The organism is Nonomuraea sp. NPDC005501 (genome assembly GCF_040605905.1).
GTDB lineage: Bacteria > Actinomycetota > Actinomycetes > Streptosporangiales > Streptosporangiaceae > Nonomuraea.
In genome coordinates, this window is sequence record NZ_JBEXDT010000098.1 from 1 (window position 1) to 16730 (window position 16730).

Below are 16730 nucleotides of genomic sequence, written 5' to 3' on the forward strand. Positions count from 1 at the left end.
GTGCGCGCCGCGGTGGCGGCGTCCGACGGCGCGCACGAAGGCACGAGTGCGCGGGGTCAGCAGCCTCTCCCCCGCTCCGGCCACCGCCAGCAACGTGGCGTACGCGCGACCGGCCGGCGTCCCCGCCGCCCAGTCCGGCTCCGGGCCCGCCGGGAGCCCGTCGAGCGTCGCGAGGCTCTCGCCCGGCGTCAGCCGCCTGCGCACGGTACGGGCCATCGCCCGGCCGCCGGCGCTGCGCACCAGGCGCGACTTCTGCAGGCCCCAGGGCAGCAGATCCTCGGTGATCAACGCCGAGGCGACGCTGTTGACGAAGTGGAAGGTCAGTGCCGTCCCGACGTACTCGGGCCCGTGCTCCGGCGGGTACGGCGGCGCCGACAGGGCCGCCGCTCCCGGCGTGCGGGTGGCGGTGGCCCAGGCCAGCAGCGCCGCGTACCGGGGATCGTCGGGCGTGCCGCCGGCGGCGATCGTCTCGGCCAGCCGGTGCTCGCCGGTGGCGTGCAGCAGCGTGGTGTGCGCGCCGACGCAGAACGGGCACCGGTTCGCCAGGGACACACCGAGCGCGACGACCTCCCTGCCGGTGCGGGAGGCGTCCCCGGCGAGCAGCGACTCGCGCATGGTCGCCCACGTGGCGGCCAGCAGGTCGGGCGCGGGTGACAGCGTCATGAACACCGGCATGCGGCGCATCCCGAACCCGGCGGCGACCTGCTCGTACACCTGGGCGGTCCGCCCGGTGGCGCTCTCGACGGGTGTGGGGACGACGTAGCGGAACTGTGTGGGCATGTGCCGTATTCCGATCGTGCGTGGGTTCAGGCCGGGGGGATGTTGTGGACGCGGCCGAGCAGGTTGTCCGGGTCCCAGTCCCTCTTGACCCGGCGCAGGCGGGCGTGGTCGGCGGGGGTGTAGGCGTCGCGGGTCCGTGCGGGATCGGTGAGGAAGTTCAGGAAGGAGCCACCGGTGGCGTACGGGCGCAGGGCGCCGGCCAGGTCACGCACCGCCTCACCGGCGGTCACGCCCGGAGCGGCGCTCTCGGCCGGGATCGCGTCCGGGGCCGGGGCCGTGCTCGGCCCGGCGCCCAGGACCGCGGTCGCGATCACCGAGAACGGCACGTCGCGATGCCCCACCGGCCCCGCGTCCGGCTCCGGCCGGGCCATGGCGCCGCCCCAGTGCCGTACCTCGACGGCCGTCAGCGCCGGCCCGGCCGCCGGTCCAGGTGACGGCGCCCCGCCGGCGGCCTGCGTCACCGCGCGGACGGCGCCGTCCGGGAGTTCGGGCAGCAGCTCCAGGTGCTGCGCGACCGCCATGGGCGCCGGCTCGGGACCGCCGAACGCCGTCGCCGCCTCCCCGAACGTCATCGCCCCGAACCCGCCCCCGAGTACGGGCCCGGCGGCTTCCAGCAGCGGGGCCAGCGCCTGCCGCCCCCGCTCGGCGTCGCCCGCGTAGAAGCCTCGCACGGCCAGCGCCCACCGCGCCGGACCCTCCTGCTCGTCACCTTGGCCGCCCGGCATGCGCATGAGGATGACGGAGGTGTTCAGCTCGTCGGGCGCGGCCGGGGCCCACTCGCGGTACCGGGCCAGTGTGGCCGCGGCCCGCTCGACGGGGTGCAGCGTCATCCCCGCGTAGACCTCGGCGACCGGGAACAGGCGGAACTCCAGCTCCGTCACGACTCCGAAGTTGCCGCCGCCGCCGCGCAACGCCCAGAACAGCTCGGGGTGCTCCTCCCCGCCGGCCGTGACCGGCTCTCCGGCGGCGGTCACGAGCTCGGCCCGGGTCAGGGCGTCGGCCGCGTAGCCGTACCGGCGGGACAGCCAGCCCGTTCCGCCGCCCAGCGTGTAACCGGTCACGCCGATGCCCGGGGTGCCCGACAGGGGCGCGAGACCGTACGGCGCCGCGGCGGCGATCACGTCGGACCAGCGGGCCCCGGCGCCGGCCCGCGCGGTCCGGCGCCCGGGGTCGACCCGCACGCCGCCCAACCGCCCGGTCTTGAGCAACAGGCCACCGTCGGCGGGCACGTGGGTGCCGTGGCCGGTGGCCTGGACGGTCAGGGGCAGGCCGTGCTCACGGGCCGCCAGGACCGCGGCCCGCACGTCGTCGGGGTGCGCGGCTTCGGCGACGATGGCGGGCCTGGGGTCGATGACGAGGTTCCAGGCGGGCCGGTGGGCGTCGTACCCGGGCTCGCCCGGCAGATGCAGCCGATCGCCGAACGAGGCGCGCAGCCGCCGGACAGCGTCACCGAACCCGGCCCCGCCGTCACCCACCCCAGCCGCACCCGCACGAGCCCCACCAGGACCGGACCCGCCCGCACGAGACCCGCCCGGACCGGCGCCGCCCGCACGAGCACCGCCGGCGCCGGACACTCCTTCCGCCGGCACGGGGGGCAAGCCGGAGCCGGCCGCCGCACCCGTGGACACACCAGAATCGACGACATTTCGCGAAGATGAGGACATGGTGGCGATCTTCGCGCTCCGTCCCCTCCACGGTCGTCGTGCGGGCGAAGACACCTCCGGCTACCTGGTCCGACGTACAAGCCGGACCCGGTACAACCCCGGGAGTACATCCCGGATCAGCCCTGGAGAGGACGAGATCCCGGGCCCCACCCCCTAGTGTTCTGGCATGAAGTTCGCGCGCATGCCCGACCTGGCGCTCGCGCTGGTGGTGGCCGTCCTGCTGGAGGCGGGCGCGCTGGCGGCCCCCGGCACGGCTCCCCTCGCCCATGTGGCCGTCCTGGCCGGTTCCCTGGGGCTGGTCGCCTGGCGGACCGCGCCGCTGGTCGCGCTCACCATGGCCACGGTCTTCATGATGGTCTACCTCGTGAGCTCCCATCCCGGGCCGGCGGCGGCGTTCCCGGTGCTGGTGACGGTGTTCGGCACGGTCAGAAGCGGTCACCGGCTGGCCGCCGCGGCGAGCGCGGTCGCGTTCCTGGGCTGCGGGCTCGCGGTCGGCCTCGCCGAGGCGGCGGGGCAGCCGGTCCAGCCGCTGGTGGAGCGCACGATCCTGCTGGTCGGCTGGTTCCTGGCGGCGGCGGTGGCGGCCAGCGCGAGCCGAGGCTGGCGCGCGTACCTTGACGAGGCCGAGCACAGGGCCGCCGAGGCGGAGCGCACCCGTGAGGAGGCGGCGCTGCGGCGGGCCGGCGAGGAGCGGCTGCGCATCGCCAGGGAGCTGCACGACTCTCTCACCCACAGCATCTCCATCATCAAGGTGCAGGCGGGAGTGGCCGTCCACCTGGCGCGCAAGCGCGGCGAGGAGGTGCCCGAGGCTCTGCTGGCGATCCAGGAGGCGAGCCGCGAGGCGATGCGCGAGCTGCGCGCGACGTTGGAGGTGCTGCGCGACTCCGCCGACGATCCACCGGCCACGGGTCTCGACCGGCTCGACGACCTGGTGGGCCGTGCCCGTGCCGCGGGCCTGCCCACGACCGTGACGATCGAGGGCGACCGGCGAGCTCTGCCGGCCGAGGCCGACCGGGCGGCGTACCGCATCGTCCAGGAGGCTCTGACCAACATCGCCCGCCACGCGGGCCCGGCGTCGGTCTCGGTGTGTCTCCGCTACGACGACGACGCGCTGCTCGTCCAGGTGGACGACGACGGGCGAGGCTCTCCCGGCGGGGCCCCGGTGCCGGGAGTGGGACTACGCGGCATGCGCGAGCGGGTCACCGCCCTCGGCGGCGACCTCCGCGCCGAGCCCCGGCCCGACGGCGGCTTCACCGTCCAGGCCCGGCTCCCCCTCCCCGCCCTCACCGCCGAGAACGACCGGCCCATGCGGTCCGACGAGCCACCACGCGCCTCACTCTCAGAAGATCCCACCGCGGACGGGCAGCCCTCCAGCAAGGAAGTCGCGGCCGGCACTCCCCTCGGAGAGGCGTCATGATCCGGGTGCTGCTCGCCGACGACCAGGCGCTCATCCGGGCCGGCTTCAGCGCCCTTCTCAACGCCGAGGACGACATCGAGGTGGTGGCCGAGGCGGCGAACGGCGAGCAGGCGGTGGCCCTGGCGCTGGAGCACCGGCCCGACGTGGCGCTCGTGGACGTGCAGATGCCGGTGATGGACGGCATCGAGGCGACCCGGCGGATCGCCGCCGATGACCGACTGAGCGACGTGCACGTGGTGATCCTCACCAACTACGGCCTGGACCAGTACGTCTTCGACGCCCTGCGCGCCGGCGCCGGCGGCTTCCTGGTGAAGGACACGGAGCCCGCGGACCTGCTCCAGGGCGTGCGGATCGCCGCGCGGGGAGACGCGCTCCTGTCGCCCTCGATCACCAGACGCCTGATCTCCGAGTACGTCGCCCACCGCCCCGAGCCCGCGCCCACCGGCCTGGACGTGCTGACGAACCGCGAACGCGAGGTGACGGCCCTGGTGGCCCGCGGCCTGTCCAACGACGAGATCGCGGCCCACATGGTGATCAGCCCGACCACGGCCAAGACACACGTCAGCCGCGCCATGACCAAGCTCCACGCCCGCGACCGCGCCCAACTCGTCGTCCTGGCCTACGAGACCGGCCTGGTGACCCCCCGCCCCCGGTGACGAGCGGCCCTGCCCGTCGCCGGACGATGCCAGCCGACAAAGCCCAGCGCGACGATGCCCAGCAGAACCGGCCCAGCCGGATGTTGGTCAACCGGGCGTCGTCACCCGGACGTTGGTCAACCGGACGGTGGTCAGCCCGCTGTGCCCACGTGCCGGTCCAGGAAGGTGAGGAGCGTCCGGGTGAGGGCCACCCGGTGGTCCGACAGGGCGTGGTCGGTCGGGAAGACGTGCTCCTCCAGGGCGACCGCCGGCTCGGCGCGGTAGGCGGCGGCGACCGGGTCGTGGTGGACGGGGCGCGGGGAGACGGGGTCGCGGCCGGTGCCGATCAGCAGCACGGGACGACCGGCGAGCCGCGGCGCCAGCCCGGCGAGCCGCCACTCCTCCCCCGCTTCCTCCATCTCCGCCACCAGCGCCTCCCCGCTGGTGCCGCGCAGCGGAAGCAGCTCGCCGTCGAACATCTCCACGTACCCCGCCCGCGCCCCCGCGTCCTGGCGCGACAGCGCGCCGGCCGCGCCGAAGTCGAACGCCGCCCACGAGGCGACCGCGAGGACCGACGGATCGGCCGCGGCGGTCATCAGCGCGGTGAACCCGCCCGCGCTGTGCCCGGCGACCACCACCCGCGACGGGTCCAGCCGGTGGGCCGCCACGAGCCCGGGGTCGCGCAGGGCGGCGACGGCGGCGGAGGCGTCCTCCAGCACGTGCCCCCACGACCACGAACCGCCCATGCCCCACGAACCGCGGTAGTGGAACACCAGCGTCGCGTAGCCGGCGCGGCGCAGCGCCTGGGCCACGTCGAAGTTGCGCTCCATGCCCGGGAACCCGTGCAGCAGCAGCACGATCGGATGCGGGCCCGGCCCGGCGGGCACGTGCAGCACGCCGAGGAGCGTCTCGCCGCCGCTGGCGAAGGTGACGCCCGGCGTCGTGGCGGGCGGCGCGACGTCGGCGGGCGGGTCGGTGACAAGGGGGTTCGCCGTCATGTGCGTACGTCTCCAAGAGATCGAACCGATCGGTACGAGGTTGCACGTTAACAGGACATCGAACCGATCGGTACCATCAGGGGCATGCCAGTCGACAAAGGCGTCACTCTGGACCCGGCGCGCACGCGCGAGCAGATCCTGCGGGTGGCGGGCGAGGTGCTGTACGAGCAGGGACTCGACGGGATCGGCGTCGCGGGGCTGTGCGCCCGCGCGGGCGTGTCGAAGGAGACGCTGTACCGCCACTTCGGCTCCAAGGACGGGCTGGTCCGGGCCGTGCTGGAAGCGCGCAGCGACCGGATCGCGCGCTGGCTGCGCGAGGCCGCCGAGGAGGCGGGGCCGGAGCCCGCGGCGCAGCTCGCCGCCGTGTTCGACGCGCTCGCCCGGTGGTACGAGGAGCCGGGGTTCCGCGGATGCGCGATCATGAACGCCGCCGCGCAGCACCACGAGGGCTCCGCCCCGGCCGTCGCGGCCCGCCACATGGACCGTCACCTGGACCTGCTGTCCGGCATCGCCACCCGGGCCGGAGCCGCCGACCCCGGCACCCTGGCGCGGCAGTTCCTCCTGCTGATGGAGGGCGCCGCCGTGGTGGCCGACCACCACGGCGTGGCCGGCACGGGCGAGCAGGCCAGGCGGGCGGCCCTCACCCTCCTCCACGCGGCCACCGCCCGGCGCGACACCTGAGCGCCGACGGCACCCCGCAGGACCGCCCAGTACTCCGCCGGCCCCATATCCTTAGGCCGTACGGAGATCTCGGGGCGACGAAGGGCCGGGTGGGCGGCGTGGTGGTGTTCGCCGGGCAGGGCGACGCGCGGCGGTCCATGGCACTGCTCTGGCGCGACACCGGCACAGCCCGCAGCGGCGCCGAGCGGGCTGTGCGGGGTCGCGGACTCCGGGAAGACCGGAGCAGGCCGGGACCCAAGCCGGGGCTGAGCGTCGGCATGATCGTGGCCGCGGCGATCGAGGCGGCGGACGCCGAGGGGATGGCGGCGCTGTCCATGCGCGCCGTCGGCGAGCGCCTGGGCCGCACCGCCATGGCCCTCTACACGTACGTGCCGAGCAAGGGCGAGCTGCTCGACCTCATGTACGACCAGGCCCTCGCCGAGCTGCCGACCGGGTACGACTCCGGCGCGGGCCGGCGGGCGGCCGTGACCGCGTGGGCGGGTGACGTCCTCGCGCTGTACCTGCGCCACCCGTGGATGCTCCAGGTGTCGCAGGCCCGGCCGGTGCTGGGCCCGAACGAGTACGCGATGCTGGAGACGCTGCTGCGGATTTTGCGCGAGAGCGGACTCGGCCGCGACCGGGCACGCCGGGTGGTGGGGACGTTGTTCGCCTTCGTCCGCGGGGCGGCCGCGACGATCGCCGAGGCGCGGCAGGCCGAGGCCGCGACCGGGGTGACGGACGAGCGGTGGTGGCGCGACCGGGCGGGCCTGCTGGCGGAGGTGGCGCCGGACTTCGCCGAGCGCTTCCCTGCGGTGGCGTGGCTGGAAAGCGAGCCCCCGGCGCGCCCCCCGGAAGAGCGCCTCCTGAACGAACGTCTCCCGGACGGACGTCTCCCGGACGAGCGCCCCCCGGACGGACGTCCCCCGGACGAGCAGCCGCCGGATGAGCGGCCGCCCGCCGAGCGGCCCCCCGCCGAGCGGCCCCCCGCCGAGCCGGGTTCGTACCTGGAGGGCGAGGCTCGCGCGATGTTCGACAGCGGCCTGGCCCTCATCCTCGCCGGCCTCGAAGCCACCTGACCCCTGGCCGCATCGAGAGCCATCGGCCGGTCCTGACCTCCTCCAGCGGCCGCCCGTCCCACGTCAGAAGGAACGGCGCCGTGGGCCCGGCCGCCCCGGTCCACGGCGCCGCGAAAGACGCCCGCAGCGCACGGCCGGCGGAACGGGCGCTCCCTCCGCGCCACGTCCCGGGCACGCGGTCTAGCGTGGACGGAGGGGGCTCGCGGCGTCATGGGGACGGCGCCGTTCCGTGCCGTACCGGGGGAACACCATGGACACCTCCAACACCGCCGCCACCGGCGACACCCACGCCCGGGACGCCGAGCGGCTCGCGGAGCGGCTGCTCGACGACACGCTGGGAGCCCTGGAGCTGTTCGCCGTGTACCTGGGCGGCGAGCTGGGGCTCTACCGCGCGCTGCACGAGCTCGGCCCGCTGACGGCCGCCGAGCTGAGCGGGCACACCGGGACCGCGCTCCGCTACACCGCCGAGTGGCTGGAGCAGCAGGCCGTCGCCGGGCTGGTCGAGACCGACGCGGGCGCGCCCGCCGAGGAGCGCCGCTACCGGCTGCCGCCCGGGCACGCCCGCGTGCTGGTGGACGCCGACGACCTCGCGCACGTGGCGCCGTTCGCGCACATGCTGGCCGGGATCGGCGGCGTCATCTCGGAGGTGGCCCAGGCGTACCGCACGGGGGCGGGCGTGCCGTACGAGTCGTACGGGCGGGCGTTCCGGCACGGGCAGGGCCACATCAACCGGCCGGTGTTCACGCACGAGCTGCCGGACGCCTGGCTGGCCGCCATGCCGGACGTCACCGCCCGCCTGCGTGGGACGCCGCGCCCCCGCGTCGCCGACGTGGGGTGCGGGCAGGGCTGGTCCACGCTCGCGATCGCCCGCGCGTTCCCGGGCGCGTGCGTGGACGGGCTGGACGCCGACGCCTCGTCCATCGCCGACGCCCGCGCGGAGGCCGAGCGCGCGGGGCTGGGCGACCGGATCAGGCTGGAGCAGGCGGACGCGTGCCGGCTCGCCGCCGCGGGCCCGTACGACCTGGTGATGATCCTGGAGGTGCTGCACGACCTGCCCCGCCCCGTGGAGGCGCTGCGCTCGGCGCGGGCCGCGCTGACGCCCGGCGGGACCGTGCTGGTGGTGGACGAGCGGGTGGCCGACCGCTTCACCGCGCCCGGCGACAAGGTCGAGCGGATGATGTACGGCTGGAGCGTCACGCACTGCCTGCCGACGCAGCTCGTCGAGTACCCCTCGGCCGCCACGGGCACCGTCATGCGCGCGGGCACGGTCCGCCGGTACGCGGCGGAGGCCGGGTTCGGCAGCTGCTCGGTGCTGCCGGTGGACAACGACTTCTTCCGCCTGTACCGGCTGGACCCCTGACCGATTGATTAGACGCGACGTTGCGTCTAGCCTGTGGGCGTCATCACCCATCTCCGAGGGGACACCCATGCACCATCCCCCGCGTCACGGCCTTGAGGCCCGCCAGGTCCGCGGCGACTTCCTGCGGTCGGCGTTGGCCGCCGGGGCGGGGTTCGCGGTGCTGGGGGTGCTGACCGCTGTGACCGGCCTGTTCCTGTCCGGGGTGCTGCGGCTGCCGAGCCACACGCTGACGGGCGTGGTGGTCTTCACCGCGTTCCTGTGCACCGCCGTGGGCCAGCTCCTCAACCGCGCCGTACGGGCGGGCGGCGCGCTCGTCCTGGCCTGCGCCGGGCTGGTCGCCGGCGCCGGTCTCGTCGCCCTGGCCATGGCCGCCGCATCGCTGGCGGCACTGCTGGCCGGCGCCGCGGTGAACGGCCTCGCCACCGGCATGGCCCTCGGGTACGGCGTCACCGTCATCACCACGCGTGCCGCGCCGGACCACCGGGGGGCCTCGGTGTCGACGTTCTTCGTGATCCTGTACTTCATGCCGGCCGTGCCGGCCGTGGGGGTCGGCGTGATGATCCGGTCGACGAGCCTGCGTCCGACCGGTGAGATCTTCAGCGCGGCGGTCGCCGCGCTGGCGCTGGCGGTCCTGCTGAGCCTGCTCGGCGCCCGGGCGACGACCCCCCGGGCGTGACCGCGACCGGAGGCGTGCCCGGGCCGGGGCGACGCCCGGGCGTGCGGCGGGGGAACCGTCCGTATGTGGCGGGCCGTACGTGGCGGGCGGGCGTGCCACAATCGGGCTGCCGCTGCCCCGCGACGTCCGGTCGTCCGTAGGCTGGACGTGCTCGTTCGTCGCAGGCTGCTCGTGATCGTGAAGGAGGAGCGGACATCACCGCCGACCAGGACGCCGAGGCCGCCCCGCGGCCGGGGGCCGTCGTCAGCCGTACGGGGCCCAAGCGCAGCGAGAGCATCCGGCTGGCCGTGCTGAACGCGGCCGACGACCTCCTCGTCGAGCGCGGCTTCACCGGGGTCACCATGGAGGGCATCGCCGCCCGCGCCGGGGTGGCGAAGCAGACGATCTACCGCTGGTGGAAGTCGAAGGTCGACATCCTGCTCGACACGCTCGCCGCCGACGCCGGAGAGGCGCTCACCTGGCGCCCCGGCACCGCTTCGTCGGCGGAGGAGGAGCTGCGGGAGCAGCTCGGCCGCGTGGCGGCGTTCTTCGGGGAGCCGGCCGGTCAGGTGCTGCTGGCGCTCGTCGGCCACGCCCAGCTCGACCCGGAGACGGCCGCCAAGCTCCGCGACGGCTTCCTGCGCGAGCAGCGCGAACGCGATCTGGCCGGACTCGGCGCCCTGCTCGCCCGGCACGCGGGCCACCCGGTGGACGAGCGCCTCACCGCGGTCCTGCTGGACGTGGCCCTCGGGCCGCTCTACCACCAGGCGCTCGTCCTCGGCCGCCCCGCCGACCCCGGCACCTCGGCCGCCATGGCCCGCCTCGTCCTCGCCGAAGCCACCCGCTCCTGACGAGGGCCCCCTCGCGGGCGGACGGGCGCGGACGAGGGGACGGCTGAGGGTTCCGCGGGCGCCCGCGACGGGATCGCGGCTCAGCCTTCCGAGGGGGCGTCGTGGGGCGGGTGGGCGACGTGGGTGAGCTTGTCGGGGTTGGTGACGGCGTAGATGCCGGTCACCTGGTCCCCGTCCGGGTCGAGGTCGACGACCATGACGGCGAACGGCGAGTCCCCGTCGAAGAGCACGGCCGACGGGTCGCCGTTGACGGTCCGGTAGTGGACGTCGACGCCGTCGGGGATGTGCGAGGTGACCCCGGCGATGAGCCTGGCCACCTTGTCGCGTCCGCGTACCGGGCGCAGGATGGAGGCCCTCGCCTTGCCGCCGCCGTCGGTCCACATGGTCACGTCCGGGGCGAGGACGCGCATGAGGGCGTCCAGGTCGCCGCCGAGCGCGGCGGCCAGGAACCGCTCGGTGACCTGCCGGCGCGCCCCGGGGTCGGAGCGGTAGCGGGGGCGGCGGGCCCGCACGTGCCCGCGGGCCCGGTGCGCCAGCTGGCGGACCGACGCCGGTGAACGGCCCAGCATGGCGGCGATCTCGGTGTGGGCGTAGCCGAAGACCTCGTACAGGACGAACACGGCCCGCTCCTCCGGGCCGAGGGTCTCCAGCACCACCATGAGCGCCATCGACACGGACTCGGCACGCAGCGCCGGCTCCGCGGCGTCCTGCCCGGTCGCGGACGTCGCGACCGGTCCGGCGGCGGGCCCGCCCACCACGGGCTCGGGCAGCCACGGGCCCACGTACGTCTCGCGGCGGCGGCTGACGGCGGCCTGGCGCGCCAGGGCGGCGTTGACCGCGATGCGGACCAGGTACGCGCGCGGCCCGGCGATCTCGCCCGGCGAGGCCCCGCGCCACCGGGCGGCCCAGGCGAGCCAGGTCTCCTGGAGCACGTCCTCGGTGTCGGCGACGCCGCCCAGCATGGCGTAGACGACGGAGAACAGCAGCTCCCGGTGGTCCAGGAAGATCCTGGTCGCCTCCTCCACCGGGTCGGCCGGTGGCGGCGTCTCTGCCATGCCGTGCTCCTTCGTCCCTCGTCTCCGTCGCGGTCCTCTCCTGAGAGCCCCGCGGCACGCGAAGTGTGACACTTCCCCGGCGGGTGTGACGCGGCTCACTCCCGGCGCGGAATGTGACAGCGCTGTTGTATCTTGGTCCGATGCGACCCCCCATCGAGCCGTACGACCACGGCCACCTCGACACCGGCGACGGCCACCTCGTCTACTGGGAGGTCTGCGGCAACCCCGTGGGCAAGCCCGCCCTCGTCGTCCACGGCGGCCCCGGGTCGGGCTGCTCGCCGGGCCAGCGCCGCTCGTTCGACCCCGAGCGGTTCCGCATCATCCTGTTCGACCAGCGCAACTGCGGGCGCAGCCTGCCGCACGCGAGCGACCCGGCGACCGACCTGAGCACCAACACCACGGACCACCTGGTGGCCGACATGGAGCGGCTGCGCGAGCACCTGGGCGTCGAGCGGTGGCTGCTCTACGGCGGCTCGTGGGGGTCCACGCTCATGCTGGCCTACGCCGAGGCGCACCCGGAGCGGGTGTCGGAGATCGTCATGGTCTCCGCCACCATGACCCGCCGGTACGAGATCGACTGGCTCTACCGGGGCGTCGGCCGGTTCTTCCCCGAGGAGTGGCAGCGCTTCCGCGAGGGCGTTCCGGAGGGCGAGCGCGAAGGCGACCTGCTGGCCGCGTACGCGCGACTGGTGGCCGACCCCGACCCCGCGGTGCGTGCCGAGGCCGCCGCGAACTGGCTGGCGTGGGAGGACGCGGTCATCTCCCTGGAGCCGAACGGCAAGCGCAATGCCTACAGCGACCGGCCCGACGACGCCCGGACGGCTTTCGTCCGGATCTGCTCCCACTACTTCTCCAACGGGGCGTGGCTGGAGGAGGGCGTCCTGCTGCGGGACGCGCACCGGCTGGCCGGGATCCCGGGTGTGATCGTCCATGGCCGGTTCGACCTGGGGGCGCCGCTGGAGAACGCCTGGCAGCTCGTCCAGGCGTGGCCGGACGCGAAGCTCGTCGTGGTGGACGACTCCGGCCACACGGGCAGCGACACGATGCGCGACGCGATCATGTCGGCCATCGAGGGCTTCGCCCCCTGACACCCGGGTGCGGGCCGCACGGGAGCTCCGCCTCGGGCGAAAAGTCTGGCCAGGACCGGCCGCGCTGGTGGTCAATGGACGCGTGAGAGCCGCGTACGACGAGATCGCCGACTGGTACGAGCACGAGTTCCTGCCCCGCACCGAGGGCGACCCGCTGGGCCTGAACCGGGTGCTGACCGAGCTGCTCGGCCGGGGTGACGGCACATGCCTGGAGATCGGGTGCGGCACCGGCGTCCACGCCGCCGCCCTCCGCGGCCTCGGGTGGAGCCCGGTGGGGGTCGACCTGTCGGCCGGGATGCTGCGCCACGCCCGCATCCGCCTGCCGGTCGCGCTGGGCGACGCCGGGCGGCTGCCGATCCGCGACGGGTGCCTGCCCGCCGTGGTCGCGCTGATGGTCCACACCGACATGCCGGGCTACCCCGACGTGCTGCGGGAGGCCGCCAGGGTGCTGCGGCCCGGCGGGAGGCTCGTCCACGTGGGCGTGCATCCGTGCTTCTGCGGCGGGTTCGCCGACCGGGCCGACCCCGCCGCGGTCGTGGTCAGGCCCGGCTACCTCGACGGCCACTGGACCAAGCAGTCATGGACGGACCAGGGCATCCGCGACAAGGTGGGGGCGAGTCACTGGCCGCTGGCGGAGCTGCTGGGCGCGTTCCTGGAGGCAGGGCTGGTGCTGGACGGGTTCGCCGAGGGCACCGGCCCCACCCCGACGGTCCTGGGGGTACGCGCCCGCAAGCCGTGACCCGGGCGTGCCCCGCCGGAGAGAACCGGTCAGGAGAAGAAGTCCGCCAGGACCGGGGCCAAAACCTTCATCGACACGTTGTGGTTCTGCCCGGCCAGCATGTGCCCGCGCGCTCCCGGCACCGCCTCCGCCACCGCCGTGACGGCCCGGCGCAGCGACTCGGGGCTCTTCTCGCCGCCGACGACCAGCGTCGGCACCGTCACCTCGGACAGGTCGGGCAGCGCGTAGTCGCCCATGATCGCGGCGTCGTACGGCAGGGTGTGCGCCACGGCCTTGAGCCGCTTCCAGACGGGCATGAGCCGCATGACCAGCGGCACGAACGCGGGCGCCCCCATCACCGCGGTCATGAAGTACGAGATCGCCTCGCCGCGGCGGCCGGAGGCGGCCAGCTCCGCCAGGCGCTCATGGTGGTCCGCCGGCGGCCGGTGAATGCCCTCCCCCAGCAGGAACGGCGGCTCGTACAGGGCCAGCCGCTCGATGGGCAGCCCCTCGGCGGCGGCCCGCAGGGCCAGGGCGGCGCCGGAGGACAACCCCCAGACGCGGGTCGATCCCCCGGCTGCCTCGATCACGGCGGCGAGGTCCTCGACCTCGCGCTCCACCGCGTAGGGGGCGGTGTCGCCGCTGTCGCCGCGTCCGCGGCGGTCGTAGCCGTACACGGTGAACCGCCCGGACAGCAGCCGCGCGAGCTCGGCGAACGTCGGGAACGAGCGCCAGCTCATCGCGCCGCCGACGAGCACGACGGGCGGCCCTTCGCCGGTGCGGTCGTAGGCGATGGCGGTGCCGTCATCGGAGACGGCCCTGCCCGTGGTGACGGTCGTGGTGGTCGTGGTGTTCATGGTGAGGTTCGCTCCGAGAAGATCCGGTCGAGCCACGCCTGCCAGGCGGGCCCTTGGGGGGCGACGTCGGTGAAGAGATGGTGGGAGGCGATCATGAAGCCGGGCATCCCCTGGATGAAGCGGTAGAGCGCGCCCGGCGCGCGGACGCCGAGGGTCTGGGCGTTGGCGAAGTAGACGACGCCCTCGACGGGCGGGAGCCCGTCCGGCGTGAACGTCACCCGCTCGCCCACCACGTCGCCGCCGGGGCGCAGGCCCAGCTCGGTGTACAGGGCGCTCCAGGCGTCCGGCCAGTCGCGCACGGGCGGCCCGAACGCGCTGACGGGCGTGGCCGTGCGGCCGTGGAAGTGGCCGAGGTACTCGACGAGCGTGGCGAAGAACATCGTCAGGCCGCTGCGCATCGCCTCGTACTCGCTCTCCCAGTCGTCGCCGGGCAGGAAGCCGCTCGTGACCATGCGGACGACCGTGCTGCCCCGCTCGCGGCCCTCGATGAGGAACTCGTACGCGACGAAGCGCCCGTCGTCCTCCGTGGCGCTGGCGTGCGCGAACCGGTGGGGCGGGTCGGAGACCGTGACGGCGGAGTCGGGGAGGAACCCCCCGAAGTCGGTGCGCACAGCGCCCTCGGTCACCTCGGTGCGGCCCATGTACCACGAGTCGATGCCGGGGCCGGTGGCGATGGCGTCCCACACCTCCTCGGGGGTGACGCCGACCGTGGCCTCCTGCGGCAGCTCGAACCGGTGCCCCACGTCAGCCCTCCATCCCGGCCGGGGCGCCGCCCTGAGCGGACGGGGCGGACCTCGCGGAGCCGACGGAGGGGTGGACGGCGACGACGAGCCTGTGCGGGCGCCCGCCCTCGGCGCCCTCGTCGTGGTAGCGGCCGACGAGGGCCGTCACGAACGAGGTCAGCTCCTCGGCGAACGCCGCCCGGTCGGCCGCCGAGGCGAACCGCACCTCGCCGTCGATGCCGAACGTCGCCACCCGTTTACGGGCCTTGACCGCGCCGGTGACGAGCTCCCCGAGGTCACGGACGAGCCGGGCGGCCACCGCGAGCAGCCAGCCCGCCGACAGCCGGTCCGGCGACCTGCCCGGATCGGGCTGCACGGCGGCCAGCGCCACCGGCGAGATGACGAAGGAGGCCGCCGTGGCGCGCATCACGCGCTCGGTGACGTTGCCTTTCCTGCGCTCCTCGACGAGCTCCACGAGCCCGTGCTTCTCCAGGGTCCGCAGATGGTAGTTGACCTTCTGCCTGGCCAGGCCGACCCGGGCCGCCAGCGTGGTGGCCGAGTTGGGCTCGACCAGCTCCGCCAGGAGCCTGGACCGCATGGGGTCGAGCGACGCTTCCGCCGCCGCGGGGTCTTCGATCACCGCCACATCGTGCATGCCTGAACGATGGCACCGAAAAATTTATTTGTCAACGCGGGCGGCCCAGCCCTGCCGCGAGCCGCCGTCTCGCCCCGGCGAAAAGAGATGGCGCCGCGTGATGCGGCTTTCGTAGAGTTCACGCACGTGAGAGAGCATCTGACGAGCGCCGTACGACACACCGGGACCGGCGGTCCGGAGCCGAGGGACGTCGCCCGGCTGCCTAAGGCGCACCTGCACGTCCACCTGGAGAGCACCGTGCGCCCCGAGACCGTACGGGAGCTGGGCGGGCCGCCCGAGCCGGAGGGGCCGTTCCGGAGCTTCCGCGAGTTCGCCGACCAGCGGGCCCGGGTGCGCGGGCTGCTGGTCAGCGCGGAGCACTTCCGGCGGGTGGCGCTGGAGTTCTGCGAGGACGAGGCGGCGCAGGGCACCGGCTACGCGGAGGTGACGTTCACGGCCGCCTCGCACGGCGAGCGGGTCGGGGCGCTGGAGATGCCGCTGGAGGCCGTGCTCGACGGGCTCGCCGAGGGGTCGGCGCGGTACGGGATCGAATGCCGGGTCCTGCTGGACCACTCCCGGCGGCGGCCCGTGGAGCGGCTGCGGCGGACGGTGGAGCTGGCCCGGCGCCATGACGGGGTGATCGGCGTCGGGCTGGCGGGCGACGAGAGCCACCCGCTGGCGCCGTTCGCGGACGTGCTGGCCGAGGCCAGGGACGCCGGGCTGCGGATGGTGCACCACGCGGGCGAGACGGCCGGGCCGGAGAGCGTCCGGGAGGCGCTGACGCTCGGGCACGCCGAGCGGCTCGGCCACGGGATCCGCGTCCTCGACGACGAGGAGCTGGTGGCCGAGCTGCGGCAGCGGCGGGTGCCGCTGGAGGTCTGCCCCACGTCCAACGTGCTGCTCGGGCTCGTTCCGTCGCTGGCCGAGCACCCCCTGCCGCGCCTGCGTGACGCCGGCCTGGCCGTCACGGTCAACACCGACGGGGAGACGGCGCTGGCGGAGGAGTACGGGCGGCTGCGGGAGGTGTTCGGGTACGGGGACGCGGAGCTGGCCGGGTTCGCCCGGGCCTCGATCGACGCGTCGTTCGCCCCGGAGGCGGTCAAGGCCCGGCTCAGGGCCGGGGTGGACGACTGGCTGAACTGAGCGCCCCTCTCTCCGGTGCCCCGGCCGGCACGTGTCTCGTTCGTTTACGGACCCTTGGCTTCCGAAGACACATGGCACGGGTATGTCGTCCCTCGGAGAGATCTTGAGCCTGGGGAGGCGGTCGGCCATGTACGCAACCGTACGGCGATACGAAGGGGTGACCGATCCCGCCGAGGCGGGACGCCGGGTGAGCGAGGGGTTCGTGCCGATCATCCGTCAGGTCCCCGGGTTCGTGGCCTACTACTGGGTCGACGCCGGGGACGGGGTGATGCTGTCCACCAGCGTCTACGAGGACCAGGCCGGAGCCGAGGAATCCACCAGAAGGGCTGAGCAGTTCGTGCGGGACGACCTCGCGTCCCTGCTTCCGAACCCTCCTCACGTCACGGCCGGCGAGGTCGTGGCGTCCGGGTAGCGGCT

18 protein-coding genes are annotated in these 16730 nt (G+C 74.8%); 11 read left to right on the forward strand and 7 right to left on the reverse strand.

Features of this window, described 5'->3' with window-relative positions; genetic code table 11:
- Both ABZS51_RS34715 and ABZS51_RS34720 read right to left on the reverse strand, forming a co-directional pair.
- A partial coding sequence (locus tag ABZS51_RS34715) for a carboxymuconolactone decarboxylase family protein (RefSeq protein ID WP_355450170.1) occupies positions 1–780 on the reverse strand: 780 nt, incomplete at its 3' end.
- 26 nt (positions 781–806) lie between these two features.
- Positions 807–2255, reverse strand: a complete 1449-nt coding sequence (locus ABZS51_RS34720; RefSeq protein WP_355450173.1) for an FAD-binding protein — start codon at positions 2253–2255, stop codon at positions 807–809.
- Positions 2256–2610: 355 nt separating this feature from the next.
- Here ABZS51_RS34720 and ABZS51_RS34725 point away from each other — a divergent pair, with 355 nt between their 5' ends.
- Positions 2611–3861 carry a sensor histidine kinase gene (locus ABZS51_RS34725; protein WP_355450176.1) on the forward strand — a complete coding sequence of 417 codons (1251 nt, stop codon included), beginning with the start codon at positions 2611–2613 and terminating at the stop codon, positions 3859–3861.
- Positions 3858–4517 carry a response regulator transcription factor gene (locus tag ABZS51_RS34730; protein WP_355450179.1) on the forward strand — a complete coding sequence of 220 codons (660 nt, stop codon included), beginning with the start codon at positions 3858–3860 and terminating at the stop codon, positions 4515–4517. The genes ABZS51_RS34725 and ABZS51_RS34730 overlap by 4 nt, the downstream gene beginning before the upstream one ends.
- Before the next feature lie 131 nt (positions 4518–4648).
- On the opposite strand, the gene ABZS51_RS34735 is transcribed toward ABZS51_RS34730, so the two are convergent.
- A complete protein-coding gene (locus tag ABZS51_RS34735) occupies positions 4649–5494 on the reverse strand; it encodes an alpha/beta fold hydrolase (protein ID WP_355450182.1) in 846 nt (281 codons plus the stop codon).
- An 84-nt stretch (positions 5495–5578) separates the two neighbouring features.
- Here ABZS51_RS34735 and ABZS51_RS34740 point away from each other — a divergent pair, with 84 nt between their 5' ends.
- The 5 genes from ABZS51_RS34740 (at position 5579) to ABZS51_RS34760 (ending at position 10096) form a co-directional block, all read left to right on the forward strand.
- Complete coding sequence (locus ABZS51_RS34740; protein WP_355450185.1) at positions 5579–6175, forward strand: TetR/AcrR family transcriptional regulator; 597 nt, start codon at positions 5579–5581, stop codon at positions 6173–6175.
- Between the two features lie 89 nt (positions 6176–6264).
- Entirely contained in the window at positions 6265–7230 is a 966-nt protein-coding gene (locus ABZS51_RS34745) for a TetR/AcrR family transcriptional regulator C-terminal domain-containing protein (RefSeq protein WP_355450188.1), read from the forward strand.
- A 250-nt stretch (positions 7231–7480) separates the two neighbouring features.
- Positions 7481–8590: a class I SAM-dependent methyltransferase gene (locus tag ABZS51_RS34750; protein ID WP_355450191.1), complete on the forward strand. Its 1110-nt coding sequence runs from the start codon at positions 7481–7483 to the stop codon at positions 8588–8590.
- Positions 8591–8657: 67 nt separating this feature from the next.
- Entirely contained in the window at positions 8658–9266 is a 609-nt protein-coding gene (locus ABZS51_RS34755; protein ID WP_355450194.1) for a hypothetical protein, read from the forward strand.
- A gap of 287 nt (positions 9267–9553) precedes the next feature.
- The gene (locus ABZS51_RS34760; protein WP_355450197.1) at positions 9554–10096 is read left to right on the forward strand and encodes a TetR/AcrR family transcriptional regulator; all 543 of its coding nucleotides are present in this window, start codon (positions 9554–9556) and stop codon (positions 10094–10096) included.
- 80 nt (positions 10097–10176) lie between these two features.
- Here the strand turns inward: ABZS51_RS34760 and sigJ are convergent, their stop codons facing one another.
- Complete coding sequence (sigJ, locus tag ABZS51_RS34765; RefSeq protein ID WP_355450200.1) at positions 10177–11151, reverse strand: RNA polymerase sigma factor SigJ; 975 nt, start codon at positions 11149–11151, stop codon at positions 10177–10179.
- A gap of 140 nt (positions 11152–11291) precedes the next feature.
- Here sigJ and pip point away from each other — a divergent pair, with 140 nt between their 5' ends.
- Together pip and ABZS51_RS34775 are read left to right on the forward strand one after the other, a co-directional pair.
- Positions 11292–12239, forward strand: a complete 948-nt coding sequence (gene pip / locus ABZS51_RS34770; protein ID WP_355450203.1) for a prolyl aminopeptidase — start codon at positions 11292–11294, stop codon at positions 12237–12239.
- Positions 12240–12321: 82 nt separating this feature from the next.
- The gene (locus ABZS51_RS34775) at positions 12322–12978 is read left to right on the forward strand and encodes a methyltransferase domain-containing protein (RefSeq protein WP_355450206.1); all 657 of its coding nucleotides are present in this window, start codon (positions 12322–12324) and stop codon (positions 12976–12978) included.
- A 29-nt stretch (positions 12979–13007) separates the two neighbouring features.
- Here ABZS51_RS34775 and ABZS51_RS34780 read toward each other — a convergent pair whose 3' ends face one another.
- The 3 genes from ABZS51_RS34780 to ABZS51_RS34790 are packed head-to-tail and all read right to left on the reverse strand — an operon-like array spanning position 13008 to position 15191.
- Positions 13008–13814: an alpha/beta hydrolase gene (locus ABZS51_RS34780; protein ID WP_355450209.1), complete on the reverse strand. Its 807-nt coding sequence runs from the start codon at positions 13812–13814 to the stop codon at positions 13008–13010.
- Positions 13811–14557, reverse strand: a complete 747-nt coding sequence (locus ABZS51_RS34785; protein WP_355450212.1) for an SRPBCC domain-containing protein — start codon at positions 14555–14557, stop codon at positions 13811–13813. The genes ABZS51_RS34780 and ABZS51_RS34785 overlap by 4 nt, the downstream gene beginning before the upstream one ends.
- A 1-nt stretch (position 14558) precedes the next feature.
- A complete protein-coding gene (locus ABZS51_RS34790) occupies positions 14559–15191 on the reverse strand; it encodes a helix-turn-helix domain-containing protein (RefSeq protein ID WP_310709786.1) in 633 nt (210 codons plus the stop codon).
- A 126-nt stretch (positions 15192–15317) separates the two neighbouring features.
- Here ABZS51_RS34790 and add point away from each other — a divergent pair, with 126 nt between their 5' ends.
- Together add and ABZS51_RS34800 are read left to right on the forward strand one after the other, a co-directional pair.
- Complete coding sequence (gene add / locus ABZS51_RS34795; RefSeq protein WP_355450215.1) at positions 15318–16313, forward strand: adenosine deaminase; 996 nt, start codon at positions 15318–15320, stop codon at positions 16311–16313.
- A 127-nt stretch (positions 16314–16440) separates the two neighbouring features.
- Entirely contained in the window at positions 16441–16725 is a 285-nt protein-coding gene (locus ABZS51_RS34800; RefSeq protein WP_355450218.1) for a hypothetical protein, read from the forward strand.
- Positions 16726–16730: the final 5 nt, after the last annotated feature.